Below are 24,969 nucleotides of genomic sequence, written 5' to 3' on the forward strand. Positions count from 1 at the left end.
CGCCGCCGCCCCGGGCGGACGTCATGAGCGAGTCGACCTTCACCCTCGGCAGCCCGTTCGCGGGCGACGAGCGGGCCGACCGGCGCTACGAAGCCTCCGGCGACGATCCGTCCGCCGCGTCCGCCGTCTACTCCGAGGCGTACGGCGGAGGCGAGTTCCGCGTCGCTCCGTCGCAGCGCGGCTTCTCCTACCGCTACGCCGTCCGCGGCAGCGACCGGGTGACCCTGCGCACCTCCGACTGCTCGGGCGCCCTCACCGGCCAGGTCCCCCACCTGAAGGAGTACGTCGTCGGGTGGTTCCGCGCCGGCGGCGGACGCCTGAACCTGCCGCCGTTCACCCGGACCGGCGCGCTCTCGGCCCCGTTCCTGTTCCCCGCGGAGCGCCAGTTCGGGCTCGAGTTCGAGCCGCACCGGCAGAACCTCATCCACTTCGCCCCCGGGTTCCTCGAGGACGTCGCGACCGAGACGCACGCCGGCCCCCGCCAGCCCGTCTCCTTCGACCACGGGGCGGACGCCGACCCCGGCGTCCTCGCCCGCTGGCGCGCCGCGGTGACGGAGGCGAGCGCCGCGCTCGCGACGGCTGCGATCACTCCGCTCGTGCGCTTCACCGCCGAGCTCGACCTCGCCCGCGTGCTGCTCCTGCTGTTCCCGTGGCGCGCGTGGGACGTGCCGGCCGTGCTGCGGCGCCCGTCCGCCTCCCGCACCCGTGTCGCGCTCGACTTCCTCCAGCACCACGCCCACGAGCCGATCACTCCGGCCGACGCCGCCCGCGCGGCCGGTCTGCACACCCGCACGCTGCAGCAGGCGACGAAGCGGCACCTCGGAGTGTCGCCGTCGGTCTACCTGCGAGACGTGCGGCTGGACCGCGCCCACTCCGACCTGGTCGCCGGCGACCCCTGCTCGACCACCGTCGCCGCGGTCGCCCGCGAGTGGGGCTTCGGCAACCTCGGCCGCTTCGCGAGCGCGTACCAGGTGCGCTTCGACGAGAAGCCGAGCCACACGCTGCGCCGCTGACGCGCAGCCCCTGCGTGCCCGAGGGCCCGGACCGTCTCAGGACGGTGCCGGGCCTTCGTCGTCTCCGGGTGTGTCCCGAGGGACCGTTTCGGAGGATGCTCCATCGTGTCCTCCGACCGGTCTTCAGGACACGGACCTCGTGACACTCGGCGCCGGCTCAGCCCGGCTGATGCACGTGGATGTCGCTGCTCGACGTCACGCCGTTGAATTCGAGATACAGCTGCCCCTCGACGACCGACACGGTCAGCGTGTTGCGGCGCTCGAGTACCGCGACCGCGGCATCCAGGAACCCCTGGTCGAAGCTCTGCACGGTGATCTGCTCGAGCTGGTGGACGCGCTTGCCGGACCACGCCGCGATCACCTTCTCCGGGTTGCGATGCGTGTAGACCGTCGTGCGGTCGGCCAGCTTGCTCCCGAAGTGCAGTCGCTCGGCGTCCGGCGCGCCCACCTCGATCCACGTGGTCAGCCTGCCGGTGAGATCGCGGACCAGCACCGCCGGCTCGGTCGCCGTCGACGAGATCCCCTCGCTGAAGGTGATGCCCTCCACGTATTCGAGGCAGTACGCGAGCACGCGCGTCATCATGTACGCGTCGGTCTCGGAGGGGTGCCGAGCGGCTCGCAACGTGAGGTCCTCGTAGACGCCGCGGTCCACATCAGCCAGCTGTATCGCGAAGTTGTACATCACTGCGCCGGCTGCCACGTGTGCGAGCTTATGTCCTCTCGCTCATCGAGGAGCGCGAGGCTTCTCCGGCGCCGGTGGGGGCATCAGGTTCGCGCGCCTACTGGGGGGCGCCTCCGCGACCAGGAGCTCGAGGCCTGGCTCGGGGTCAGCCGGACGCCGATCCGGGAGGCGCTGCTCCGGCTGGCCCGCGTCGGCCTCGTCTCGGCCAAGCCCGGCCGGGCGACGATCGTGACCCCCGCCACGGCCGAGAGCATCAGCGACGCCCAGCAGATCGCCGCCGCCATGCACGAGCTCGCCACGCGCCTCGCCGGCCCGGCCGTCACTCCGGAGGCGCTCGCCGCGATGGAGTCGGCGAACGACGACTTCGCGCGGGCGCTGGCGGAGGGCGACGTCGAGCTGGCGCTGCGCTCCGACGACGCGTTCCACGCGGTGCTCACCGGGCTCAGCGGCAACGGGATGATCGGGGACGTGCTCGAGCAGGCCACTCCGCTCATCCGCCGTGCCGAGCGCCAGCGCTTCGCCTCCCTCGCGGCCCGCGGATCCGTGGAGCAGCACCGCGCGATCGTGGAGTCCCTCCGTGCGGGCGACACGGACGGCGCCGCCCGCCTCAGCCGGGAGAACTGGATGACGCTCGACCGCCACCTGCACGAGGCCTGACGCGCTGCTCCTCCGCGGGGAGGAGCCCGCGCTCGGTCATGCGCGAGGCCGACGCGATCGCATCCGCGACGAACCGCTCGGTCAGGTCGGCATGCCCTCGCCCGCGCGCTCCGCATCCGTCCCGAGAGCTGAGCGCCGCCCTCCCCGCGCCTCCGCCGCCGGGATGCGGGTCGAGGCGGGTGCCGGGCGCGGCGCGGAACGACGGACGGCCGACGCGCGGGCGACCGGAGCGCTCTGGAACACTCGAGCGAGGGGCGGGGGCTCCGGAGCGGGGGAGCCGTGGCGTCACGCTTCGTCGAGCTCGACGGTCTGCGCGGCCTCGCCGCCCTCGGCGTGGTCGTCTACCACTTCACCACCGCGTTCTCGCTCGATCATCCCGATGCACCGCCGGGATCCGTCGCGCTCCCGTTCGGCGAGTTCGGCGTCCAGCTCTTCTTCGTCATCAGCGGTTTCGTGATCCTGATGTCCGCGGACCGCGCGCGGCGGCCGTCGGACTTCGCGATCTCCCGCGTCAGCCGCCTCTACCCGGCCTACTGGATCGCGGTGGTCGTCTCGATCGTCGTCGGCGCTCTCGCCCGCGTCCCCGGCACCGACCTCACGCCGCTGGAGCTGCTGCTCAACTTCACGATGGTGCAGCGGTTGCTGCTGGTACCCAATGTGAACGGCGCGTTCTGGACGCTGGCCGTCGAGATGCAGTTCTACCTGCTGGTGCTGCTCGTGCTCGTCCTCACGAAGTGCCGGTTCACGGATCGGCTGGTCCGCGTGCTGGTGGTCGTCTGGCTCGGCGTCGCCGTGACCGCCTCCGTCGCCGCTCACCTCGCCTCGGGAGGCGTCGACGTCGTCTCGGCGCCGGTCGCCGTCCGGGTCCTGGCGAACCTGACGCTGGCCGAGTACGGACCGCTCTTCTGCGTCGGGATGCTGCTGTTCCTCTCGCGACGCCAGGGGCGCTTCGAGCTCCTCGCCGTGCCGGCGGCTCTGATCGCGGCCCTGAACGCCCAGCTCCTCCACGGCGGGCCGGACGGAGCGGTCGTCCTCGGCGTCTGCGCGGCCGTCACGGTCGTCGCGATGCGGCGCCGGACCGCCGTGCTGAGATGGGCGCCGCTGCTCTGGCTCGGGCGGATCAGCTACTCGCTCTACATCCTCCATCTGGTCGTGGGCAGCGCGATCGTCAGCGCGCTCTGGCCGCTGATCGGCCGCGACGGAGCCGGACTCGTCGCCTTCGTCGTCGTCCTCCTGCTGTCGTGGGGCGTCAACGCGGTCGCCGAGGAGCGGTGGAGCCCCGCCTGGCGCCGCGCCCTCACCCGTCGGCGCGACCGCCGGCTCCCGGCGGGGACGGCGACCGCGGCCTGACGCGGCTGTGCACTCCGCTGGCCGCTCAGCGAGTGCGCCGAAGGAGCCTGTGGACGCCGGTGGCCGCGAAACGCATCTCCGCTCGACGTTCCCTGCACCTTGGCTGAGCCACCGGGACGTCCGAGCCCCGGGCCACGTCTTCATCATGTGCCACAGATCGTGAGCACCGCGGCCCCGGCCACGACCTCTGACCATCTGGAGAAGATCATGACCAACGTCACCCCCACCAGCCTCGCCAACGCCTCCTCGGCCAAGCACGGCACCGCCACCTCGGCCGGCAAGAACACGATCGCCGACGGCGTCGTCGAGAAGGTCGCCGGCATCGCGGCCCGCGAGGTCCCCGGCGTGCACGACCTGGGCAACGGCGCCGCCCGCGCCATCGGCGCCATCCGCAACGCGATCAACGCGCAGGACCGCGGCCAGGGCATCTCCGTCGAGGTCGGCGAGAAGCAGGTCGCCGCCGACATCACCGTCGTCGCCGAGTACCCCGTCGCGCTGCAGAAGCTCGCCGACAGCATCCGCTCCGCCGTCTCCGAGGCCATCTCCTCGGTCGTCGGCATGGAGGTCGCCGAGGTCAACGTCACCATCTCCGACGTCTTCATCCCCTCGGACGACAAGGACGACGAGACCGAGAGCCGCGTCAAGTGACTCCGTCCCACATCGGCCTGGTCCTCGGCGCGGTCCTCGCGCTGACCGCTCTCGTCTTCGGCTTCTGGGCGCTCCTCTGGGTCGCGCTCGCCATGGCGATCGGCTACGGCGTCGGGCGGGTCGTCGAGGGCAAGCTCGACCTGCGCTCCCTCGGCGACACCCTCCGCGGGCGGCGGTCCTCGTGACCGCGGCGGTGATGGCCGACGAGGCCAGCCACGGCCGCACGACGATCAGCTCGCGCGCCGTGCGCCGAGTCGTGTCGGCCGTCACCGCGGAGGCGCTGGACGTGAACTCGTCCGATGTGTCCGTCGAGCTCGACGACGAGGGAGGACGCCTCCACGTCGTCGCGCACGCCCCCATCCACGTCACGCCCCTGGGCGAGACGGGCCGCCGCTCCTCCGGGACGCTGCTGGACCGACTCAGCCGGGCGCAGACGACCATCCGCTCGCGCTGCCTCGAACTGACGGGCTCCACGATCGGCCGGGTCGACCTCCGGATCACCGGTGCCGACCTCCGAGAACGAAGGAGGGTGTCGTGACGACTCCCACCACTGCCGGCCGGGCGCTCTACCCGCGCCTGGTGCGGCGCGAGACGCACTCGTCCCGCTCCGGATCGGCGATCGTCCTCGCCGTCCTGCTCATCCTCCTGTTCGCGTGGCTGGGCACGGAGGCGGTCCTCGCCGTCCTCGGCCAGCCCGCGCTGCTCGTGGCCCCGCAGGACGGAGCGTCCTCGCTGCTCAACGCGGCCGCGGCGCCCATCGCGCTGACCGCCGCCGCCGGCGCCGTGCTCGCGCTGATCGGGCTCGTCCTGATCGTCGTGTCGCTCAAGCCCGGCCGTCGCGGCCGTCGCGCCGTCAGCACCGACCGCACCGCGGCCATCGTCGACGACCGCGTCATCGCGCAGGCCGTCGCCCGCACCGCCGGCTACGCCGGTGACGTCGACCCGGACAACGTGTCGGTGTCGGTCGGATCCCGCGTCGTCGACGTGACGGTCTCCCGCACCTCCGGCCGCAGCGTCGACGCCACGCCGATCCGCGAGGCCGTCGACGCCGAGCTCGCCACGTTCGACTGCACCCCGCGCCTGCGCTCCAAGGTGCGCCTGTCCGAGAAGGGAACGGTCCGCTGATGACCACCACGAACCGATTCCTCAACCGGCTGCTCCTGTTCGTGGTGGGCCTCGTCCTCCTCCTCGCCGGCGGCGCCGTCGCGGTGGGGTCGCTGCTCCCGCAGGTCCAGGAGAACGTGTCCACCGCCGCGCAGGACGCGGCCGACCCCACGAGCCAGGCCCTCTCGGGCGGCACCCCGTGGATCCTCTGGGTCATCGCGGTCGTCGCGCTCGTCCTCATCCTGCTGCTGGTGCGCTTCATCGTGCGCCAGGGCCGCGGCCGCACCTCCACGCTGCTGCGCGTCGGCTCGGGAGAGGGAGCGGGGACGCCCACGGGCGGCTCCGTCACCATCGACGCGAAGGTCGCCGAGCAGGTCCTCGAGGAGGCCCTGTCGCAGGAGCCGTCCATCGTCGCGGTCGACGTGACCGCGTTCGAGATCAAGCACCAGAAGGTGCTGCGCGTCACCGCGCACACCCGCCGCGGCGCCTCGCCCGCCCGCACCCGGCAGACGGTCGACCAGGCCGTCCGCCAGTGGGACGCCCTCCTCGGCGAGGAGACGCCCGTCGTCATCCAGATCGTCAGCGGTCTGCGGACGAAGATGAGCGGCACCGCCCGCGTGCAGTAGCCGCCGGCACCACCGTCCGGCCCTCCCGATCGGGAGGGCCGGAGAGCCCCGCTCAGGCGGGATGGAAGTCTTTCTGAAGGAGCACCCCATGTCCGATCCGATGGAGCCCGGCACCGTCGAGCGCATCCGCACCGATGAGCAGCCGACCCCGAACGAGCAGAGCCGACGCGAGTCCGCCCGCCGCGACGGGAAGCCGTCCGAGCCCGAGTCGACCGAGAGCCGGGTCGCGACCGTCGCCGGCGAGAGCGCCCAGCGCGTGTCCGGCGTCCACCACCTCGGCGGAGCCGTCGCCCGTGGCCTCGACCGCGCCTCCCGCCGCGTGCTGGGCACCAGCACCGTCCCCGGAGTCACGGTCTCGAAGGCCGACGGCGTCACCACCGTCGACATCGACCTCGTCGTCGAGTACCCCCACCCCGTCCGCGAGGTCCTGGACGCCGTGCGCGATCAGGTGCAACGCGTGGCGGAGCCGGTCGCCGGCGGCCACGTCGTCGTCAACGTCGAGGCGACCGACGTCCACGGCCCGTTCGACCCGATCGAGAAGCCGGAGGAGGACGAGGAGCCGCTCGTCGACACCGCCAAGCGTGCCGCGTCCGACGCCCGCACCTCCGCCGTGGAGGCCGCCGGGAACGCCCGCGACGCCGTCTCCGGTGCCGTCGACTCCGCCCGCGGACGTCTGGCGGACGCCGCCGACGACGCCGCTGACGCGATGGACCGCGCGGCCGACGAGCGCGACGAGCGCGCAGCCGCCCAGAAGACGGCCGACGACGAGCGCGCCGCCGAGCGCGACGAGGACGACCCCCGCGTCGAGACGCACGCGGCCCCGGCCGTCGTCGAGACCGCGGAGTTCGTGGTCCGCGTCCAGGTCGAGCCGGTCGACGACGACGGCGACCCCCGCACCGCGACCGTCGAGGTCGCTCCTGCGGAGGAGTCCGAGCACGTCGAGCGCGACGAGGCCGCGGCCGATCGCGACGCCGCGTCCGACGACGCCCACCGCTCCGAGGACGACCGCGCGTCGTCCGCCGCCGGTCGGGAGTAGTCCCGTGCGCACCCGCTCGTACGGCGCGCGACGCAAGCCGCGCGCGGCCTGGATCGCGCTCGGCACGGGCGTCGTGCTCTCGTTCGTGGTCGTCGTCGCCGTGCTGCTGCCCGTCCTCGGGCTGATCGGCGCGGCCGACGGCACCACGGCCGGGGCGCTCGACGTCCCGGTCGGCGCGATCGTCCTCTCGATCGTCCTCAGCTACGCGGTCGGCCTGGCCTGCCTCGCCGTCGCGTTCCTCTCCCGCAACGCGGCCCTCGCCTGGGTCGCCGCAGTGGCCGCCGTCATCGCGACGCTCATCGGCTCGATCTGGCCGCTCGTCGCGACCGGGTTCGCCAGCGTCGACCAGGCGAAGGACGTCATCCCCTTCATCCAGGACCTGATCGCCCGGGTCCGGGGGTAGCGTCGGGGCGATGAGCTCCGACTACCTCCGCGCCTACGACGACCAGCTCCGCTCCGACGCCGAGACCCCGAGCGCCGTCTCCGTGACGCGCGAGGGGCCTCTGCGTCTGGTGACCTTCGCCGGCGGACGCGGCTTCGTCACCTACCGCGACCTCGCCGGCGCCTCCTCCGCGGAGATCGCCCGCCTGGTCGCCGCGGCCTGCGCGCACTTCGACGCCGATCCCGGCATCACCCGCGTCGAGTGGAAGACCCGCGGCCACGACGAGGCCCCCGGCCTGCACGACGCGCTCGTCGCGAACGGTTTCGCGCCGGACGAGGCCGAATCGATCATGATCGGCCCGGTCGAGGCGCTGCTCTCGGACCGGCCGGTCCCGGAGGGGGTCGTGCTGCGGCGGGTCGTCGACGAGCCGGACGTCCGCGCGTTCAGCGCCATGATCGACGCCGCCTTCGAGGAGGAGGTCGACGTGTCGATCGCCGATTCGCTCGTCGCCCGCCTGGCGCGCGGCGACGGCATGGAGCTGTGGGTCGCCGAGGTCGACGGGCGCATGGCGTCCGGCGGCCGGCTCGAGCCCGTCCCGGGCACCGCCTTCGCCGGCATCTGGGGCGGAGCGACGCTGCCGGAGTACCGCGGACGCGGGCTCTACGGCCTGGTCACGGCCGCCCGCGCCGCCTCCGCTCGAGCCCTCGGGAAGACCCTCGTGCACAGCGACTCGACCGAGTACTCGCGGCCCATCCTCGAGCGCGCAGGCCTCGTGCGGGTGTCGACGACGACTCCGTACCGTCGGCGCCGTCCGTAGTCCGCGCTCCGTGGGTTCGCGGGGATCCCGAGACGCGCGCTGAGCGCGCTACTCGATCAGCACGGCGGGGACCCTTGCTGGTCGAGTAGCGGCGCAACGGCGGATCGAGACCCGCCCCTTCGAGCGTGGGGGATCTCGATACGCGCGCTACTCGATCAGCGTGGAGGCCGGGTGAGACCCGCCCGATCGTGCGCGCGCTGCTCCGATCAGCTCGGGGACGTGATCTCGAGCGCGATGTTGTCGGGGTCGCGGAACTCGAGGAGGCTCATGCCGCCGGCGTCCTTGATCGGCTCGTGGGCGATGCCGAGGTCGTCGAGCACGGCCGCGGCCGCCTTCAGCGCGTCGAGGTCGGGGACGGTGAAGCTGACGTGGTCGAGCCCGACCCGGTCCTCGTCGAAGCGGTCGTCGCCGGGCGCGACGGGGCGCAGGCCGAGCAGTCCGCCCGGGAACTGGTAGATCACGCCGCCGAACACGAACGCCAGCTGCTCCTTCTCCTCCGGCGACGCGTCGGCCGGCGGCGCCTCGAAGGCGACGTCGAAGCCGAAGACGGAGTCGTAGAAGGGGCGCGAGACGGCGATGTCGCGGACGGTGAGTCGGACGTGGTTGTAGTCGACAGCGGGGATCGGCACAGGGGTTCCTCTCGGCGGGGCGGGCGGAGTGCCCGTCTCCAGTTGTTCGGAGGCGGCGGGCCGCCGGTTCGGGGCTGGCGCCGCCTCCGAGGATCGGGTAGCGCGTCAGTCCAGCTCGGTCGGGCGCGCCGGCTCGGCCAGCAGGGCGCGCGCCGCCATCCCGATCACCGCGCTGTAGGTGGGGTAGGCGAAGCGGACGTTCGCGAGGGTCGCGAGGTCGACTCCGGCCGCCATCGCCGTGGTCACCGACTGCACGACCTCGATCGCGTTCTCGCCGACCGCGTGCGCGCCGAGCAGCAGCTCGCGGCGCCGGTCGGCGATCAGCGTGAGGAACCCGTTCTCGCGGTCGTCGATGACGGCGCGGTCCAGGTGCGAGAACGGCACCGAGGCGACGACGCACTGCGGGTCGCGCTCGCGGGCCTGCTCCTGCGTGAAGCCGACGCCCGCGTAGTCAGGGTCCGTGAATCCGCCCGCGGGCAGGAGGAACTGAGGCGTGCGCCGGTTCGCGCCGAGCACCGCGTTCTCGGCGGCGGCCTCCGCCTCGAACTGCGCCGCCTGCACGAGCATGTCGCGCCCGTTCGCGTCGCCGACCGCGAAGATGTGCGGCACCACCGTGCGGAAGTACTGATCGGCGGGGATCGCCGAGCGGACGACCTCGATGCCCGCGTTCTCGAGTCCGAGGTCCTCGACGTCGGCGGGCCAGCCGGTGGCCATGATCACCACGTCGACCTCGGCCGTGCGGTCCTCGCCGCCCTCGCGCCACGCGATCGCGAGCGAGCCGTCGTCCTGCCGCTCGATGCCCGACACCGTCTCGATCCCGGTGCGGACGCGGACGCCCTGGCGCTCGAAAGCGGCGCCGACGTGCTCGGAGATGCTGGAGTCGGAGGTCATCAGGATCCGCGGGGCGACGTCGAGGAGCGTCACCTCCGAGCCGAAGGCGTTGAAGACGGTGACGAGCTGGGCGCCCGTGTTGCCGCCGCCGATCACGGCGACGCGGCGCGGCAGCTCGGTCAGCCCGAGCACGTCCTCCGGCACGGTCGCGAGCTCGGCGCCCGGGATCGGCAGCCGCCGCGAGTGCCCGCCGACGCAGACCATGATCGAGCGCGCGCGGATCCGCCGCCCGCTGTCGAGCACGAAGGTGCTCTCGTCGACGAAGCGGGCGCGGCCCTCGTGGATCAGGTCGACCCCCGCCTCCTCGAACCGCTGCGCCTCGCGCTTGATCGAGCGCACCAGGTCGACGCGCTCGTGCACGTGGCGCACGGTCGCGGCCCAGTCGAGGACGGGAGTGCCGATCTCGATACCGTAGTCGCCGGCGGAGCGGGTCTCGCGCATCATCCGCGCCGTCTTCGCCAGGACGCGGGTGGGCACGCAGCCGGTGTTGACGCAGGTGCCGCCGACGCGCGCGGCCTCGAGCACGACCACGCGCGCTCCCAGCTCCGCGGCGCGGAGGGCGGCGGCCGTCCCCGCGGGTCCTGCACCGATGACGGCGACGTCGTACTCGGCCTGCTCGGGAGTGCTGTCGGGCACGGTGACCTCCGGTTCTGGGTGTGCTCCGATCCTGCCGCTCCGCGCCCCGCTGCACCCGGCCTTGACAGCCCGCCCGCGGACCGGCGTCGCGGGCGTCCCGACGCTGAACATCGGCCGAGGACGGTTGCCCGGCGGGCGCCCGGCACGGTGGGATGACCGGGTGGGCTGCGGCGGGGGACTCGGGCGGAAGGCGCTCCGATGAGCGCCCGCACCTTCGGGGTGGAGGAGGAGTACCTCCTCGTCGACGCCGGCACGTTCCTCCCGACGCCTGCGGCGCCGCTGCTGCTCGGCTCCGTCCGCGGCTCCGCGGCGGTCGCCCTGGCCGCCGAGCTCAAGGCGGAGCAGATCGAGGCGGTCGGCTCGCCCGCCCGCACGCACGACGCGCTGCTGGCCGGACTGCGCGAGGGCCGCCGCCTGGCCGACGACTCCGCCCGCGAGGTCGGTGCCCGCGCCGTCGCGGTCGCGACCAGCCCCGCCGCGTTCGAGCCGCACCTCTCGGCCGACGAGCGCTACGACCGGATGGCCGAGCGCTTCGGCCTCGTCGCCCGCGAGCAGTTCACCTGCGGCCTGCACGTCCATGTCGGGATCGGGTCGCCGGAGGAGGGGATCGCGGTCCTCGACCGGCTGCGCGGCTGGCTGCCCGCCCTCCTCGCCCTGAGCACCAACTCCCCGCTGAGCGCCGGTGTCGACACCGGGTTCGCCAGCTGGCGCTACCAGTCGTGGGGGCGCTGGCCCACCGCCGGCCCGGTCGGCATCTGGGGCGACGTCGAGCAGTACCGGAGCGTCGTCGCCTCCCTCACCTCCTGCGGCGTGCTGCTGGACGAGGGCATGCTCTACTTCGACGCCCGTCTCTCCCGTGCGCACCCGACCGTCGAGGTGCGCATCGCCGACGTCCCGCTGCACGCCGAGGACTCGGCGCTGATCGCCGTCCTGATCCGGGCGCTCGCCGAGACGGCCGTGCGCGACGCGGGCGCCGGGGTTCCGCCCGTGCCGCTGCCGACTCCGGTGATCGCCGTCTCCTCGTGGCTGGCGAGCCGCCACGGCACGACCGGCGACCTCATCGATCCGGTCGACGGCTGCCCGGCCCCCGCCTCCGCGGTACTGGCGCGCCTGCTCGACCACGCGGGTCGGGCGCTGGCGGAGTCGGGCAACGAGGAGGTCGCGGCGTGCGGCGTCGAGCGGGTCCTGGCGCGGGGCACGGGCGCCGAGCGGCAGCGCGCGGTGTGGGAGCGGACGGCGTCCGCGGCCGAGGTGATCGCGGACGCGGCGGAGGCGACGCGCGCCTAGAGGCTCGCTGGTCGCAGGCTCACGGCTCGCTGGTCGCGGGCTCGGCGGTTCAGGGCTCGCTGGTCGCGGGGTCCGCCGACCCGGACTCCACCGACCCGGACTCCACCGTTCCGGACTCCGCCGCCTCGGGCTGCGGCGACTCCGGCACCAGCTGGTAGCCGCCCTCGATCGTCCCGTCCGGGCGGAGCAGGATCTGCGTGTACACCGGGGCGCCGCTGCGGAGCGTCGTGCCGCTGACCCGGAGGGGCTCCCCGGCGAAGAACGCCTCCGAGCCGGTGCAGCCGGCGAAGAAGGACGCGTCCGGGCGCTGCACGGCGAGGCACACCGTGGTGCCGTTCGGCTCGGTGATCAGCAGGCGGTCGTTCTCGGCGGTGTCGAACCCGGAGCCGTAGACCGTGGCCTCCCCGGCGAGCAGGGCGAGGCCCGGCGGGACGTCGGTGGTCGGCTCCCAGCCCTCGACGAGCGCGGCGAAGCGGTCGGCGGGATCCGCGGAGGCGGTCGGCGGGGCGACGGGGTCCGCGGGCGGAGGGAGGAGGAGCGCGGTGGAGACGATCGCGCCGACCGCGGCTCCGCCGACGATCGCGGCGGCGAGCACGAGGCGGCGGCGGCGGGGGTGCGGCGTCCGCGGGGCCGGCCGGTCGGGGTGCTCGGCGGGCGACTCCGGAGTCCCGGAGCCGGCGGTCGCCGACAGCGGGAGCGCGGTCGCGGGCAGGGGGAGAAGCGAGTCGGTCGCCGTCCAGGGATGCGCCGCGCCCGGCTGTGCCACGGACGGCGCGGCGCCGGTCTGCGCGCCGGACCCCGTCACTCCGGGAGGAGCGTCCTCCGCCTCCAGCTCGCCGAGCCGTCGCAGCGCCTCGCGCCGCTCGTCCCGGTCGGCGCCGTCGTCGCGGGGTCGGGCCGACAGGATCCGCTCGAGATCCCTGCGCTCGTCGTCCTCAGCCTGCACTCCGTCAGTATGGCGGCGCCGGACACGGGAACGGCCCGCGACCTCCGGGACTCCGCCTTCTCAGCGGTGTCCCGGTGGCCGCGGGCCGTTCCGGTGCGGGCGTCAGCCCGACGGGTTCTCGACCGGGTCGCCCTCGGGGTCGGTGGCCGTCTCGGGGTCGACGTGCTCGGGGTCGGTGGTCTGCGGGTCCTCGGGAGTGTTCTTCTCGGTCATCGGATCCTCCTTGTCGCTGGATGCGGAACGTGCGGACAGATTCCACGCTACGGCGGGAGCTCCGTGGAGCGCGCCCGGTTGACTCCGCCGCCCGGTGTCCGGAACCGAGGTCAGGAGCGGCGGATCCGCCCGAGCGGCCCGTCACGCTGCTTCCGGCCTCGGCTCCGGACGCCGCTCGCCTCAGCCGGCCCCTTCACCCGTGGCAGCCGTGGGCCTCCACCGCAAGGCCTGGCAGCGCTCTGTCGCGATTCGTACGCTGAATCCATCGAGCCGAGGAGCAGCAGCGCCACATGATCCGCACCACCGTCACCATCGAGGGCAAGACCTACGGGCTGTCCCAGGGGACCGACGTCGCCGAGCTGAAGCGGTCGGCGACCGAGGCGACGCAGGCCGGAGGAGGCCTCGTCGACTTCGTGATCGTGGGCAACCGCCAGGTCAGCGTCCTGATCTCGACGGGTGTTCCGGTGATCTTCGAGGAGCTCGAGGTGCCGGACGACGACCGCGACACCGGTGACGTCCACCAGCCGTGGGACGACATCGACTACCTCGACTGACCCCGTCCTCCCGGTCGTGCCGAGTCGCGGCCGGGTCCCAGACGCCTGAGGGGCGCCGCCGGCTGGACCCGGCGTCTCTCGGGCACCTCGTGCCGCGCTACTCCGCGGACTCGCTCTCGGCCAGCTCGCCCTCGACCAGCGTGCGGGCGGCCGAGGCGAGGGCCGAGCGGATGCGCTCCGCCGGCTCCTGCAGCATCGCCGCGATCGCGTCGACGTCGTGGCCGCCGGTGTGCCGGAGCAGCCAGGCCTGGCGCTCGAGCGTCGGCAGGGCGTGCAGGCGGCGGTGGAAGCCCGAGCGCAGCAGGTCGTCCTCGCGGATCGCCGGCGGGGCCTGCTCGGCGCGCTCCATCGCGGAGCCGCCGCGCTGCACGCTCGCGCGTCCGACCTCGGAGCGCATCAGGTCGAGGGCGCCCGTGTCGTCGAGTCCCTGCGGCCGTCCGCTGCGGACGGTGACCGCCGCGTGGCGGAGGGCGGCGCTCGCCGCGGAGTCCGACAGCGTGAGGCGGTAGGCGTACGCGTAGAGGCCGAAGGCGCGGTTCTCGAGGGCGCGGCCGGCGAGCAGCTCGCCCTGCTGCTGCGACTGCGTCATGCCGACGGCGGCGACGGGTCTGTCGTAGGTGGTCACGGTGACTCCTCGGCTCCGCGCGCTCCCGGTCGGGAAACGCGTCGGAGGCGATGCTAGGGAGTCGAGAACGATCGTTCTACCCTTGACATTTCAGAATCTTTTTCTATACATGCGCATGGAAGCGCTTTCCCGACAACCGTCCTGGAAAGTGGAAGCGCTCTCACTCCCGCGCCGAGAGGATGCAGAACTCGTTGCCCTCCGGGTCGGCGAGCACGACCCAGGACTGCTCGCCCTGCCCGACGTCGGACCGCGTCGCCCCCAGGCCGACCAGCCGCGCGACCTCCGCCTCCTGGTCGTCCGGCACGAAATCCAGGTGCAGGCGGTTCTTCACGGTCTTGCGCTCGGGTACGTCGAGGAAGAGGAGGCTCGGCCCGCGGCCCGACGGGGCGAGCAGCTCGATACCGTCCTCGTCCTCGTCCACGACGTCCCAGCCGAGCGCCTCCTGCCACCAGTGCCCGAGGGTCCGGAAGTCGGTGCAGTCGACGATGATCTCTTCGAGTCGGAGGGCCATGCACCGACGCTAATCGGCGCGGGGCGTGTCGGGGAAGTGCGTCCGGCGGGTCCGCGCGGCGCCGCGGCTCCGTCCGGCCGTGTCGTCCGCGGGACGGGTGCCCGTGCCGGTTCGGCACGACGGCTGGCGGCCGGAGCGGCGGCGCGGCATCCTCGACGCGGGTGCCCCTGCGCCCGGGGACGAGGAGCAGCATGAGCACCGCACGCGAGCAGTGGGAGGCGCGCTACGCCGACTCCGATCGGATCTGGTCGGGCCGGCCGAACGCGACGCTGGTCGGGCTGGTCGGCTCGCTGCCGCCGGGCCGCGCCCTCGACCTCGGCGCCGGCGAGGGGGCGGACGCGCTGTGGCTGGCGTCGCTCGGCTGGAGCGTGACCGGGCTCGACCTCTCCGAGACGGCGCTGGGCCGGGCGCGCGCGGCCGCGGCCGAGCGGGGCGCCGACGTGGACTTCGTGCAGGCCGACCTCGCCGAGGACTGGCCGGTCGTGGGGGAGTTCGATCTGGTGACGGCGAGCTTCCTGCACTCGATGGCCGAGTTCCCGCGGATCGACGTGCTGCGGCGGGCGGCCTCCGTCGTCGCTCCCGGCGGCCGCCTCGCCGTCGTCTCGCACGCCGCACCCCCGCCGTGGGCGAGCGGCGACGACCACCGCCACCGAGCGATGCACCTCGTCGGCCCCGAGGAGGAGCTCGCCGAGCTGGCCCTCGACCCCGCCGAATGGACCGCGGAGCTCGTCGAGACGAGGGAGCGCGCCGTGACCGCTCCCGACGGCACGGCAGCCGTGCTCCTGGACGGCGTGATGCTCCTGCAGCGACGCGGCTGAGCAGGCGCCGCTCGAGGACCCGCGGCCGGGCTAGCGTGGTCCGCGACCCCGACCCCGCAGGAGGCGCCGATGCCGCTCGATCCGTATCTCGCCGCCCGGCTGCCCCTCCTGGCCGGCCTCGCGTATCCGCTCGACGCCGAGCAGGCCGCCCGCATGGCCGCGTTCGAGGAGGATCCGGGGCCCTGGTGGCTGCCCGAGGGGATCGACGTCGTCACGGAGACCGCGTCCGGCCCGCACGGACCGGTCCCGCTGCGCGTGTACTCGCCCGCCGCGCCCGAGCGCGCTCTGCTCTGGGTGCACGGAGGAGGGTTCGCCGCCGGGAGCGTCGACATGCGCGAGTCGCACGTCGTCGCGGCGGAGCTCGCGCACCGGGCGCGGGCCCGGGTCGTCTCCGTCGACTACCGGCTCGCCGGCCCCGACGTCCGCTACCCCGTCCCGCTCGACGACGTGCACGCCGCCTGGCGGCACCTCCGCAGCACGGAGTCCGGATCCACGCCCGTCGCGATCGGCGGCGCGAGCGCGGGAGCGGCCCTGGCCCTCGGCGCGGTCCTCCGCGAGCGCGACGCCGGTGCGCGGCTGCCGGAGCACGTGCTCCTGGCCTACCCCTTCGCCCACTTCCCCAACCCCGCCGTCGACGACGCGATCGCGGCCGAGCTGCGCGAGCTGCCGCCGGTCCTCCGCTTCCCTCCGTCGAGCATCGAGGGCATGGTGCGCACCTACCTCGGGCGGATCTCCGACCTCCCCGTCGAGGCGCTGCCCGGCTCCGCGCCGCTGGCGGGTCTGCCTCCGGTCACGGTCCTCGTGAACGAGTACGACGAGCTGCGGGGGTCAGCGGAGCTGCTCCTGCGCCAGCTCGCGGAGGCGGGCGTCGCCGTGACCGGGCACCTGGCCGCCGGCATGCCCCACGGGCACCTCAACCGGACGCCGGCGCTGCCCGAGGTCGACCGCTCGCTGCACCTCTTCGCCGCCCAGCTGCGCGCGATGGGCTGAGGCGCTCTGCCCCGTCCCGTCCCGCTCTGCCCCGCTCAGCTCAGGCGCGGTCCGCACCGTCCCGCTCAGGCGCGGTCGTGCAGGGTGACGTGGTACCCGTCCGGGTCGGCGAAGGTGAAGGTGCGCCCGAACGGGCCGTCGATCGGAGCCGCGACGACGGCGAGCCCGTCGGCGACGAGCGCGTCGTGGATCTCCTGCACGCCGGTCGCGTGCAGCCAGATCGCGGCGCCCACACCGGGGCGGGAGGCGGAGTCGAGGTCGGTGCCGGGCGCGAGGTCGCGCAGGGCGAAGGCGATCGGAGTCGTCGCGAAGACGACGGCGTGCGGCGGGCCGGCGGGCGAGCGGACCAGGCCGAGGTACTGCTCGTAGAACGCCTGGGACGCCGCGAGGTCGCGGACCTGGAGCGAGACGAAGTCGGGGCCGGTGACGGGCATGGGGTTCCTCCTCGGTTGTGTCAGCTTTCTGACACACCGGAGCGTATGTCAGGATACTGACATGAGTCAAGACGGCATCGACCTCGAGACCTCGCTCGGCTACCTCCTCAAGGAGGCGTCGAGCGCCCTGCGCGCGGCGATGGAGGCCGTGCTCCGCCCGCTCGGGATGACGGTCACCCACTACTCCTGCCTCGAGCTCCTCGCCCAGCGGCCGGGCCTCTCGAACTCGGAGCTCGCGCGGGGCGCCTTCGTCACCCGGCAGTCGATGAACGTCCTGCTGCAGACTCTGGAGCGCGACGGCGTCGTCACCCGCCCCGACGCGGCTCCGGTCGGAAAGGTGCTCCCCGCCCGGCTCACCGAGCGCGGACGCCGCAGCCTCGCCGAGGCGTCCGCCGCCGTCCGCGGGGTGGAGCTGCGGATGCTGGAGGGGCTCGCGGAGGAGGAGCGGCAGGCGGCGGCGCGCCTGCTCCGCGGGATGATCCGGTCGCTGCGGGTGGACGACCGCACTTGAGGGGGCCGGCGATACGGCGTACGGGATCTTTGTCGGCGTGTTCGCGGGCGCTCTGGTGTTCCCGATCGTTCGCGGCGATGATCAGCCAGGACACAGGTGTCAGCAGAGACATTCGGAGCACCCCCTTGAGTGCGGAGAACGCTTGAACGGCGCACGCGAGAACCGCCGAGGTCTCTCCCTCTTCGTCACCGTCTCGAACGAGCCGTCCGCCGACACTCTCGCGCTCGCTGCTTCCTGCCCGCGAAGGATGCGGTGGGCGCACGGGCGTCTTCGACCGCTTGTTCGATACTGATCGCCTGGGGACGGCTGCTCTCACTAGAGTCGTGGCGTGGGACGCGAGCTGCAGCTGGGTGAGGCTCTTGCGCGGGTGGAGGCTCTCGGATCGTCGCTGGTGCGGCTCACCAGTGAGCAGGCCGTCAGGGCTGAGATCCAGTCGACCGCTCAAGAACTCTGGTCACAGCTCGCCCCTCGCGATCGTGCCGCGCATCGGAAACTCGGCGCGAGGGAACTGGTAGAAGCGGCGGTCGCGTCCTGGAAGACGAACAGTCGACTCGTGGCGCTGTCGTTGCTCCGGCAACCGGTGCGTCAAGGTCCGCCTCCGCTCAGTTTCGTGGGGATGTCGGATTCCGAGGCGAGGAGTCACCTCGGGGAGCGTCACCGCGAGAAGGAGCGATCTGCCGAGGTTGTTCCGCGACCGCCCAAGCTCTTGATCATGTCCGCTGGGGAGAAACTGGCCTTCGGCTCGTTGGTCGAACCCACGACCCCGCCGAGGTCGGATGGACCGGTCTGGCACCGCGGTCCGGACTCAGGACCCGGCGGCAACTACGGCTATCCGCGGAGTCTGGCAGCATCCACGAACCAGGACCGGCCTTGGAGAGAGGCTGAGCGGGAGGTCTGGCGCTGGCTGATCCGCCAAGGCGTTGCACGTGCCCGGTTGGGACGCGGATCCAGGGACGGAGGGATCGATATCGAGTCCGTCGATCTCATCGTGCAGGTGAAGTATCAGACGCGACCGATTTCCGAACCCGCGGTGCGAGATCTGTGCGGTGCATCGATGATCGATCAGAAAAAACCAGTCATTGTTTCCAAGTCCGGCTTCACCAGGTCTGCTTTCGCGTTTGCAGATCGGTCGGGAACCGCACTCTTCCGCTACGAGCCGGATTCACCCGAACCGATGAATGCCCATGCGAAGACCCTTCTGATCCGTCTAGGTGAGAGAGCTGTGCAGTGATGGTCGCTGAGTTCGCGAGGCACGGCTATCCAAGGTTCTCCGGATCTCCGGGCTGATGCGTCCTGAGGCCGCGCTGTTCCGCCGTCTGTAGGAACGGGCGCCGCGCGCTCGCCGGTACGGTCGCGCTCATGGCAGCAGGAGGAGCGGTGCGCCCGCTCGACGTCGGGATCGTCGGCGGCTCGATCGGCGGACTGTTCGCCGCGGCCCTGCTCGTCCGCGACGGGCACCGCGTGACGGTGCTCGAGCGGTCGGCGACGGGGCTGTCGCGGCGGGGAGCTGGGTTGGTGGCCCAGCAGGACCTGATCGACCTCCTGCACGCGATAGGCCGCGACGACGAGGCGCGGGTCGGCGTCGTCGCGCACGAGCGGATCACCCTCGACCGCTCCGGGCGCGTGATCGGCCGCGACCCCTCCCCGCAGACGCAGGTGTCGTGGGACCACCTCTACGACACGCTCCGCTCGCGGCTCCCCGCCGACCGCTACCTCCTCGGCCACGCCGTCGCCGAGGTGCGCCCCTCGACCGGGACGGACCCGGTCGTCGTCGAGCTGCGCGACGGGAGCGGCCTGGAGTTCGACGTCGTCATCGGAGCCGACGGCCTCGGATCCGTCGTGCGCGCGGCGGTCGCGCCCGAGGCGCCGGGGAACCGCTATGTCGGCTACTCGACCTGGCGCGGGCTGATCCCGGAGTCGGCGCTCCCCGCCGAGGCCGCGGCGACTCTGCTCGGACGCTTCGCCTTCTACACCGCGCCCGGCGAGCACATGCTCGGATACCTCGTCCCCGGACCCGCCGGCGAGGTGGAGCCCGGCCGACGGCGCTACAACTGGGTCTGGTACCGGCCCCTCTCCGAGGACGCCCTCCGCGGAGTGATGACGGCGTCCGGCCGTCCACCGGAGAGCGTGTCCCTCGCGCCCGGCGACCTCGCTCCCGATCTCCGCCGCCGGCTCGAGGAGGACGCGGTCGACCGCCTGCCGCCGCCCTTCGCGGCTGCCGTCCTGGCCGAGTCGCAGCCCTTCCTGCAGGCGATCGTCGACTACGTCCCGCCGCGGACGGTCCGCGGCCGGGTCGCCCTCCTCGGTGACGCCGCCGTGACGGTGCGGCCGCACACGGCCATGGGCGCGGCCAAGGCGGCGGGCGACGCGCTGGCCCTCGCCGCCTCCCTCGCGCGGCACCCGGTCGACGAGGCGCTCCAGCGCTACGAGGCCGAGCGGCTCCCCGTCGGCCGCGCTATCGCCGAGTACGGCAGGCGCGTGGGCCGCTCGATCCCGCTGCTGTCCGAGTGACCGCAGCAGCATGCGCCCGGCCGAACCCGGATCGACGGCGCGAGCCGATCCTCGGTCGGAGCGGACATGGCTCGCGCTCGCCCTTCAGCGTGCAGGGTCCGATGCGCTGCCCGGCGGCGACTCGAAGGGAAGCTGGAACGGGGGTTCGCAGCATCGCATGGTCGCCACCACGTGGCGCCGGCGCGGACGATTGCAGTCGATAGCGATGAATTAGGTTTCGGCTAGAGGTGACTATCATCGGCTAGATGTTGCCTGAGCAGAACCCCTACAGCCCTGGATCCGGTCGGCGGCCGCCCGAGCTCGTTGGTCGGACTGGCGAGCTCGAAGCGTTCGACACGATCCGCGCTCGTGTCACGCATGGAATGAGCGATCGCGGCATCGTCCTCACGGGCCTCCGCGGCGTCGGCAAGACGGTGCTGTTGAACGAGATGCACCGCATGGCGGAGTCGTTCGAGTGGCTCACGGTGCGCCTCGAGGCGCGTCGGGATGAAGGCGGCGCGCGGGCCGTACGGCGTGCCCTGGCTCGAGAGCTCGTCGTGTCCGCTCGCAAGCTCACCCGCTCGAAGCCGACGGCGCTGATGCGAGAAGCGCTCGGCACGATCTCCTCGTTCAATGCGAAGGTCGGTGCAACGGGGATCGAACTCGGAGTCGCACTCAACGACGGACGTGCCGACTCCGGCGACGCTGAAGTCGACCTCCTCGAGCTCGTCGAAGACGTTTCCACCGCTCTGGGGGAGCGTCGTCGTGCCTTCGGTGTGTTCGTCGATGAGATGCAGGACCTCGATGCGGAGACGATGGGTGCGCTCATCGCCGCTCAGCATGCGGCGAACCAGCGGGAGTGGCCGTTCTACATCATCGCCGCCGGCCTCCCGAATCTCCCCCGTGTCCTCACGGAGACGCGTTCGTACGCCGAGCGCCTCTTCAACTATCGACAGATAGGCACCTTCTCTCGCGATGATGCGGCGCACGCTCTCCGAGAGCCCGCGGAGCGGCTCGGCGCTGAGTTCGCTCCCGATGCGCTCGAGATTCTCCTCGAAGCCGCAGGCGGCTACCCGTACTTCATTCAGGAGTACGGGCAGGCCGCATGGAACCTCTCCAGTCGTCTTGTCACTCTGGCCGACGCCACGGCAGCAGTGCAGTACGGGACCGAACAGCTCGATGCCGGATTCTTCCGCTCACGATGGCAGCGAGCCACGCGCTCAGAGCGACGAATGCTCCGCGCCATGGCAGCCGACGGTGAGGGACCCTCCTCCACCGCTCTCGTCACGCAGCGAATGGGTATCCCGACAACCAGCCTCGGGCCCTACCGTGCCGCGCTCATCAGCAAAGGACTGGTCTACTCACCCGAGCACGGCCAGATCGCCTTCACGGTCCCCGGCATGGCTGGATACGTCGACCGCCACCACGAGGACCTCGACGACGGGAGCCCGAGCGTCTGAAGTCGAACAGACGTCTCCTCTCTCAAGGGCTCGGAGTCCGGTCGCGTACGGGACGTCGCAGAACAGTAGGCCTGGGGAGGCATCAAGACGGAGAACCAGGGACGGCCCTGATCTTCCGGCTGGTCTCCTCAGGTGAGCCGAGGTCCGTGCTCGTCACGAGTTCATCCGCCGCCCCCGCCTGGCCGCTCCCCGCCGTCCGCCGCGCGTCCCTTGCTCCTCGACCGCGGAGACGGCACCCTCGGGTGACGGCCCACGGCGAAGGAGACGCATGGACGACGACGGACTCCTGGCTGCGCTGCTGCGGGGACGGCCGGCGACGCTGGCCGACGCGGCGGAGCTGACCCACATCGACGAGGCCGAGGTCGCTGCGGCGATCGAGCGGCTCCGCGGCCGGGGGCTCATGGGCGGCGAGGGCGAGCAGCTCGACTTCCCGGCGCCGATGGAGTGGGCGGCCGCGGCCATCGCCCGGCACACGGAGTCGGCGCGGCGGGCGGGCAGGGAGTCCCTGGACGGGATCGAGCGCGTCGTCGCGGGCCTGCCGATGCTGCTCGGCGCCTGGCGGGTCGGCGAGGACACGTCGGATCCCGTGCCGACCCTCCTCCGCCACGGGCCGCACGCGTCCGAGGACCTCTGGTTCGACCTGGTGCGCCGCGACTCCGGCTCGCTCGTGGCGGTGCTCCCGAACGTGGAGCGGTTCCTCGACCCGCCGACGGAGCGGGCGATCCGCTTCGGGCACGCGCTCGCGGCGAAGGACCGGGTACGGGTCATCATGCCGGCCGCCGGCGCGCGCGACCCGCGGGTGCTCGCGCGGGTGGAGGCGTACCAGGCGGCGGGCGTCGAGTACCGGCTCCTCGAGAGTCCACCGAGCTGGTTCTGGGTCGACGGCGACCACCTCGCCGTCCCGTTCGAGTGGGGCGAGACGAAGCCGACCAGCGTGCTCGGCGTGCGCCATGCGGCGCTGGCGGGGCTGGTCGAGTCGTACTTCGAGGTGCTGTGGCGGCAGGCCGCTCCGATCGGAGCCGTCGACCAGAGCTGGCTGCCGCTGCTCCGGCTGATGCGCCAGGGCGTCACGCTCGAGACCGCGTCGCACCGGCTCGGCATGAATCCTCGGACCGGCCGCCGCCGCGTGGCCGCAGCGATGGAGCACTACGGAGTGGCGACGCTCTTCGCGCTCGGCACGGCGTGGGCGGCGGACTCGCGCACCCGCGACGGCGACGCCGGTGCCGGAGAGCCGGTGCTCGATGATCCGGAGGCGCTCGAGCCGGGAGCGCTGGACGACGGCGAGATCGACCTCGCCGAGACGGTGCCGCGCGATTGAGCTCCCGCGGGACCGAGCCGTGCGGCCGACCCCTCGACGCCTTCGGGTGGCACTGAGGAGTCGGCCGATGCGCCCGCCCGGGCACCTCTCCAGTGTCGGGACGTGACCACGGCGGGGACAAGAGCCTGTAGCGGACACGTCCGCAAGAGGACACCGCACCCGGGAGCGGATCGTCGGCGCTGCCGCTCCGGGGTGGGCGCGTGCCAGGCTTGCCGCATGGATCTCGAGGTGCGGCCGGGGCTCGTCGTCCCCGCATCGGAGCTGCAGTGGCGGTTCTCGCGCTCCTCCGGGCCCGGCGGGCAGCACGTGAACACCTCCGACAGCCGCGTGCAGCTCACCTGGAGCGTCGAGGAGTCGACGGCCCTCTCGGACGAGCAGCGCTCGCGCCTGCTCGAGCGCCTCGGGCGGCGGCTCGTCTCCGGGGCGGTCACCGTCACGGTGGCGCAGGAGCGCTCGCAGCTGCGCAACCGCGAGACGGCCCTCGAGCTGCTCCGCGGGATCATCACCGCGGCCCTCGCGCCTCCCTCCGCCCCGCGGCGCCCGACCCGGCCCACGCGCGGCTCCACCCGCCGGCGGCTCGCCGCGAAGCAGCAGCGCTCCGAGACGAAGCGGCAGCGCCGCCGGCCGCCCGGCGACTGAGCGGAGTCGCAGGGTCCGCCCGGTGGGTGCTCCAGGCCGCGGTATCCCGGTCGCGCCGGACCCGGCTCAGGGAGTGAAGAACGCCTCGATCGCCGCGGTCAGGGCGACCAGGTCGTCCACGTGGGCGAGCTCGCGCGCCGAGTGCATCGAGAGCAGCGGCACTCCCACGTCGACCGTGGAGATGCCGAGCCGGGTCGCGGTCAGCGGGCCGATCGTGGATCCGCACGGCACCGAGTTGTTCGAGACGAACTCCTGGTACCCGACCCCGGCGCGCTCGCAGACGCCCGCCCACAGCGCCGCGCCGCGCGCATCCGTCGCGTAGCGCTGCGTCGCGTTGATCTTGAGCAGCGGCCCCTTCCCGGCGACCGGCTGGTTCGACGGGTCGTGCTTCTCGGAGTAGTTGGGGTGCACGGAGTGGCCGGCGTCGGCCGAGAGGCACCAGGAGGCGGCGATCGCCCGGGCGCGCTCGTCGACGCCGGCGCCGAGGGCCCTGCCGATGCGCGAGAGGACGTCCTCGAGGAACGGCCCGCTCGCTCCGGACCGGCTCGCTGAGCCGAGCTCCTCGTGGTCGAAGGCGGCGAGCACGCTGATGTGCGCGGGCGGCGCCGCGGGATCGGCGCTCGCCGCGAGGAGTGCGACGAGGCCGGCGTGCACGGAGCTGAGGTCGTCCATCCGCCCGGCGGCGAGGAACATCTCGTCGAGGCCGAAGCGGCGCGGCGCCTGCGTGTCGGCGGTGAGCAGGTCGTAGCCGGCGATGTCGGAGGCGTCGTCGAGCCCGGCGTGCGCGGCGAGCAGCTGGAGCAGGTCGACCTCGGAGGCGTCACCGATGCCGAACACGGGGACGGTGTGCTTCTGGCGGTCGAGGGTGAGTCCCTCGTTCGCCGTGCGGTCGAGGTGGATCGCGAGCTGCGGGATCCGCAGCAGCGGGCCGGTCCGGAGCAGGCGCGTCGAGCCGTCGCGGGTGACCACGCGCCCGGCCAGCTCGAGCTCGCGGTCGAGCCAGGAGTTGAGCAGCGGGCCGCCGTAGATCTCGACGCCGGCCTGCAGCCAGCCCTTCGAGCCGATCGTCGGCCGGGGCTTGAGCATGAAGCCGGGGGAGTCGGTGTGGGCGCCCAGGATGCGGAAGGGCGTGGTCGCCCCGGAGCCCTCGGGCAGGTGCCAGGCGATGATCGCGCCGTCGCGGACGACGTAGTACCGGCCGGGCCCCGCGGGCCACGCCTGCGTCTCGTCCAGCCCCGTGAATCCGGCTCCCTCGAGGCGACGTGCCGCCGCGGCGGCCGCGTGGTAGGAGGAGGGGGAGGCGGTCAGGAACTCGGCGAAGTCGGCGATGTGGTCGTCACGCGTGGTCATCCCTCCAGTGAAGCACGCGGCGCGGCCGGGACGGGGAGGGTGCCGGGGGAGCCCCTGCGGCGGCCGTCACGGCCGGGCAGGGGCACCCCGGCACGGAGGGTCAGCGCCGGGTCAGGTCGACGTCGGCCTCCGCGGCGATCGCCTTGATCAGCGCCGAGGCGTTCTCCCCGCCGAAGCCGGCGGCCATCGCCTCGTCGATGTAGTGGCGGGCCGTCGCGACGCCGGGGACGGGTGCGCCGACGCTGTCCGCGTAGGCCTGGATCAGCCCCGCGTCCTTCTGCATCAGCGCGAGGGCGAAGGACGGCGAGTAGTCGCCGGCGACAGCCTGCTCGACCCGCTGCGGGCGTCGCAC

Annotated in this window: 30 protein-coding genes and 1 pseudogene; 22 read left to right on the top strand and 9 right to left on the bottom strand. The window is 73.1% G+C overall.

Features of this window, described 5'->3' with window-relative positions; all coding sequences use genetic code 11:
• The first annotated feature begins 23 nt into the window (after positions 1–23).
• Complete coding sequence (locus tag C5C37_RS05375) at positions 24–1,013, top strand: helix-turn-helix transcriptional regulator (protein ID WP_104247226.1); 990 nt, start codon at positions 24–26, stop codon at positions 1,011–1,013.
• Between the two features lie 157 nt (positions 1,014–1,170).
• Here C5C37_RS05375 and C5C37_RS05380 read toward each other — a convergent pair whose 3' ends face one another.
• Positions 1,171–1,713 carry a YaeQ family protein gene (locus C5C37_RS05380; RefSeq protein WP_104338586.1) on the bottom strand — a complete coding sequence of 181 codons (543 nt, stop codon included), beginning with the start codon at positions 1,711–1,713 and terminating at the stop codon, positions 1,171–1,173.
• Positions 1,714–1,725: 12 nt separating this feature from the next.
• Between C5C37_RS05380 and C5C37_RS18050 the strand changes: the two are divergent.
• From C5C37_RS18050 to C5C37_RS05430, 11 genes and pseudogenes are all read left to right on the top strand, one after another.
• Positions 1,726–1,914: pseudogene (locus C5C37_RS18050) on the top strand (GntR family transcriptional regulator); the annotation flags it as partial.
• 9 nt (positions 1,915–1,923) lie between these two features.
• Positions 1,924–2,352: a GntR family transcriptional regulator gene (locus C5C37_RS05385; protein WP_258074043.1), complete on the top strand. Its 429-nt coding sequence runs from the start codon at positions 1,924–1,926 to the stop codon at positions 2,350–2,352.
• 279 nt (positions 2,353–2,631) lie between these two features.
• The gene (locus C5C37_RS05390) at positions 2,632–3,702 is read left to right on the top strand and encodes an acyltransferase (protein WP_181127377.1); all 1,071 of its coding nucleotides are present in this window, start codon (positions 2,632–2,634) and stop codon (positions 3,700–3,702) included.
• A 207-nt stretch (positions 3,703–3,909) separates the two neighbouring features.
• Entirely contained in the window at positions 3,910–4,350 is a 441-nt protein-coding gene (locus C5C37_RS05395; protein WP_104223989.1) for an Asp23/Gls24 family envelope stress response protein, read from the top strand.
• A complete protein-coding gene (locus C5C37_RS05400; protein ID WP_104223990.1) occupies positions 4,347–4,535 on the top strand; it encodes a DUF2273 domain-containing protein in 189 nt (62 codons plus the stop codon). Before C5C37_RS05395 ends, C5C37_RS05400 begins: the two co-directional genes overlap by 4 nt.
• Complete coding sequence (locus tag C5C37_RS05405; protein WP_244230558.1) at positions 4,532–4,888, top strand: hypothetical protein; 357 nt, start codon at positions 4,532–4,534, stop codon at positions 4,886–4,888. The genes C5C37_RS05400 and C5C37_RS05405 overlap by 4 nt, the downstream gene beginning before the upstream one ends.
• Positions 4,885–5,475 carry a DUF6286 domain-containing protein gene (locus C5C37_RS05410; RefSeq protein ID WP_104338589.1) on the top strand — a complete coding sequence of 197 codons (591 nt, stop codon included), beginning with the start codon at positions 4,885–4,887 and terminating at the stop codon, positions 5,473–5,475. Before C5C37_RS05405 ends, C5C37_RS05410 begins: the two co-directional genes overlap by 4 nt.
• Positions 5,475–6,080, top strand: coding sequence for a hypothetical protein (locus C5C37_RS05415; RefSeq protein ID WP_104238125.1), 606 nt, complete (start codon positions 5,475–5,477; stop codon positions 6,078–6,080). The genes C5C37_RS05410 and C5C37_RS05415 overlap by 1 nt, the downstream gene beginning before the upstream one ends.
• Before the next feature lie 88 nt (positions 6,081–6,168).
• Positions 6,169–7,116, top strand: a complete 948-nt coding sequence (locus C5C37_RS05420) for an Asp23/Gls24 family envelope stress response protein (protein ID WP_258074045.1) — start codon at positions 6,169–6,171, stop codon at positions 7,114–7,116.
• 4 nt (positions 7,117–7,120) lie between these two features.
• Positions 7,121–7,519, top strand: coding sequence for a hypothetical protein (locus tag C5C37_RS05425; RefSeq protein ID WP_104223994.1), 399 nt, complete (start codon positions 7,121–7,123; stop codon positions 7,517–7,519).
• Positions 7,520–7,529: 10 nt separating this feature from the next.
• Entirely contained in the window at positions 7,530–8,315 is a 786-nt protein-coding gene (locus C5C37_RS05430; protein WP_104257483.1) for a GNAT family N-acetyltransferase, read from the top strand.
• 206 nt (positions 8,316–8,521) lie between these two features.
• Here C5C37_RS05430 and C5C37_RS05435 read toward each other — a convergent pair whose 3' ends face one another.
• Positions 8,522–8,944 (bottom strand): VOC family protein, encoded by a 423-nt coding sequence (locus C5C37_RS05435; protein WP_104223996.1) that lies wholly within the window; start codon positions 8,942–8,944, stop codon positions 8,522–8,524.
• Between the two features lie 105 nt (positions 8,945–9,049).
• Positions 9,050–10,471 carry an NAD(P)/FAD-dependent oxidoreductase gene (locus C5C37_RS05440; RefSeq protein WP_258074047.1) on the bottom strand — a complete coding sequence of 474 codons (1,422 nt, stop codon included), beginning with the start codon at positions 10,469–10,471 and terminating at the stop codon, positions 9,050–9,052.
• A gap of 198 nt (positions 10,472–10,669) precedes the next feature.
• On the opposite strand from C5C37_RS05440, the gene C5C37_RS05445 reads away from it, so the two are divergent.
• On the top strand, positions 10,670–11,758 hold the full coding sequence (locus tag C5C37_RS05445) for a glutamate--cysteine ligase (RefSeq protein ID WP_104338591.1): 1,089 nt from the start codon (positions 10,670–10,672) through the stop codon (positions 11,756–11,758).
• A gap of 49 nt (positions 11,759–11,807) precedes the next feature.
• Here C5C37_RS05445 and C5C37_RS05450 read toward each other — a convergent pair whose 3' ends face one another.
• Positions 11,808–12,704: a hypothetical protein gene (locus tag C5C37_RS05450; protein ID WP_104338592.1), complete on the bottom strand. Its 897-nt coding sequence runs from the start codon at positions 12,702–12,704 to the stop codon at positions 11,808–11,810.
• Positions 12,705–13,207: 503 nt separating this feature from the next.
• Between C5C37_RS05450 and C5C37_RS05455 the strand changes: the two genes are divergently transcribed.
• Positions 13,208–13,471, top strand: coding sequence for a hypothetical protein (locus C5C37_RS05455; protein ID WP_104224053.1), 264 nt, complete (start codon positions 13,208–13,210; stop codon positions 13,469–13,471).
• A gap of 97 nt (positions 13,472–13,568) precedes the next feature.
• Here C5C37_RS05455 and C5C37_RS05460 read toward each other — a convergent pair whose 3' ends face one another.
• Together C5C37_RS05460 and C5C37_RS05465 are read right to left on the bottom strand one after the other, a co-directional pair.
• Positions 13,569–14,096, bottom strand: a complete 528-nt coding sequence (locus C5C37_RS05460) for a hypothetical protein (protein ID WP_104282873.1) — start codon at positions 14,094–14,096, stop codon at positions 13,569–13,571.
• 160 nt (positions 14,097–14,256) lie between these two features.
• Positions 14,257–14,607: a VOC family protein gene (locus C5C37_RS05465; RefSeq protein WP_104224051.1), complete on the bottom strand. Its 351-nt coding sequence runs from the start codon at positions 14,605–14,607 to the stop codon at positions 14,257–14,259.
• A 191-nt stretch (positions 14,608–14,798) separates the two neighbouring features.
• Here C5C37_RS05465 and C5C37_RS05470 point away from each other — a divergent pair, with 191 nt between their 5' ends.
• Both C5C37_RS05470 and C5C37_RS05475 read left to right on the top strand, forming a co-directional pair.
• Complete coding sequence (locus C5C37_RS05470) at positions 14,799–15,425, top strand: class I SAM-dependent methyltransferase (protein WP_104338593.1); 627 nt, start codon at positions 14,799–14,801, stop codon at positions 15,423–15,425.
• A gap of 69 nt (positions 15,426–15,494) precedes the next feature.
• Positions 15,495–16,415 (top strand): alpha/beta hydrolase fold domain-containing protein, encoded by a 921-nt coding sequence (locus tag C5C37_RS05475; RefSeq protein ID WP_104338594.1) that lies wholly within the window; start codon positions 15,495–15,497, stop codon positions 16,413–16,415.
• Positions 16,416–16,480: 65 nt separating this feature from the next.
• Here C5C37_RS05475 and C5C37_RS05480 read toward each other — a convergent pair whose 3' ends face one another.
• Entirely contained in the window at positions 16,481–16,849 is a 369-nt protein-coding gene (locus tag C5C37_RS05480) for a VOC family protein (RefSeq protein WP_104338595.1), read from the bottom strand.
• A gap of 61 nt (positions 16,850–16,910) precedes the next feature.
• Between C5C37_RS05480 and C5C37_RS05485 the strand changes: the two genes are divergently transcribed.
• The 6 genes from C5C37_RS05485 to arfB all read left to right on the top strand — a co-directional run bounded on the left by C5C37_RS05485 (position 16,911) and on the right by arfB (position 23,267).
• A complete protein-coding gene (locus tag C5C37_RS05485; RefSeq protein ID WP_104338596.1) occupies positions 16,911–17,360 on the top strand; it encodes a MarR family winged helix-turn-helix transcriptional regulator in 450 nt (149 codons plus the stop codon).
• Between the two features lie 328 nt (positions 17,361–17,688).
• The gene (locus C5C37_RS05490) at positions 17,689–18,591 is read left to right on the top strand and encodes a restriction endonuclease (RefSeq protein WP_104338597.1); all 903 of its coding nucleotides are present in this window, start codon (positions 17,689–17,691) and stop codon (positions 18,589–18,591) included.
• 128 nt (positions 18,592–18,719) lie between these two features.
• On the top strand, positions 18,720–19,871 hold the full coding sequence (locus tag C5C37_RS05495; RefSeq protein ID WP_219814465.1) for an FAD-dependent monooxygenase: 1,152 nt from the start codon (positions 18,720–18,722) through the stop codon (positions 19,869–19,871).
• 245 nt (positions 19,872–20,116) lie between these two features.
• A complete protein-coding gene (locus C5C37_RS05500; protein ID WP_104225860.1) occupies positions 20,117–21,310 on the top strand; it encodes an ATP-binding protein in 1,194 nt (397 codons plus the stop codon).
• A 268-nt stretch (positions 21,311–21,578) separates the two neighbouring features.
• On the top strand, positions 21,579–22,628 hold the full coding sequence (locus tag C5C37_RS05505) for a hypothetical protein (RefSeq protein WP_104225861.1): 1,050 nt from the start codon (positions 21,579–21,581) through the stop codon (positions 22,626–22,628).
• 216 nt (positions 22,629–22,844) lie between these two features.
• A complete protein-coding gene (gene arfB / locus C5C37_RS05510; protein WP_104309199.1) occupies positions 22,845–23,267 on the top strand; it encodes an alternative ribosome rescue aminoacyl-tRNA hydrolase ArfB in 423 nt (140 codons plus the stop codon).
• Positions 23,268–23,333: 66 nt separating this feature from the next.
• Here arfB and C5C37_RS05515 read toward each other — a convergent pair whose 3' ends face one another.
• Both C5C37_RS05515 and C5C37_RS05520 read right to left on the bottom strand, forming a co-directional pair.
• Positions 23,334–24,617 carry a M18 family aminopeptidase gene (locus C5C37_RS05515; RefSeq protein WP_104338599.1) on the bottom strand — a complete coding sequence of 428 codons (1,284 nt, stop codon included), beginning with the start codon at positions 24,615–24,617 and terminating at the stop codon, positions 23,334–23,336.
• Between the two features lie 100 nt (positions 24,618–24,717).
• Positions 24,718–24,969 (bottom strand): NAD-binding protein, encoded by a 252-nt coding sequence (locus C5C37_RS05520; protein ID WP_181027148.1) that lies wholly within the window; start codon positions 24,967–24,969, stop codon positions 24,718–24,720.

It is taken from the genome of Rathayibacter sp. AY1F9 (assembly GCF_002932155.1).
In the GTDB taxonomy this organism is placed as follows: domain Bacteria; phylum Actinomycetota; class Actinomycetes; order Actinomycetales; family Microbacteriaceae; genus Rathayibacter.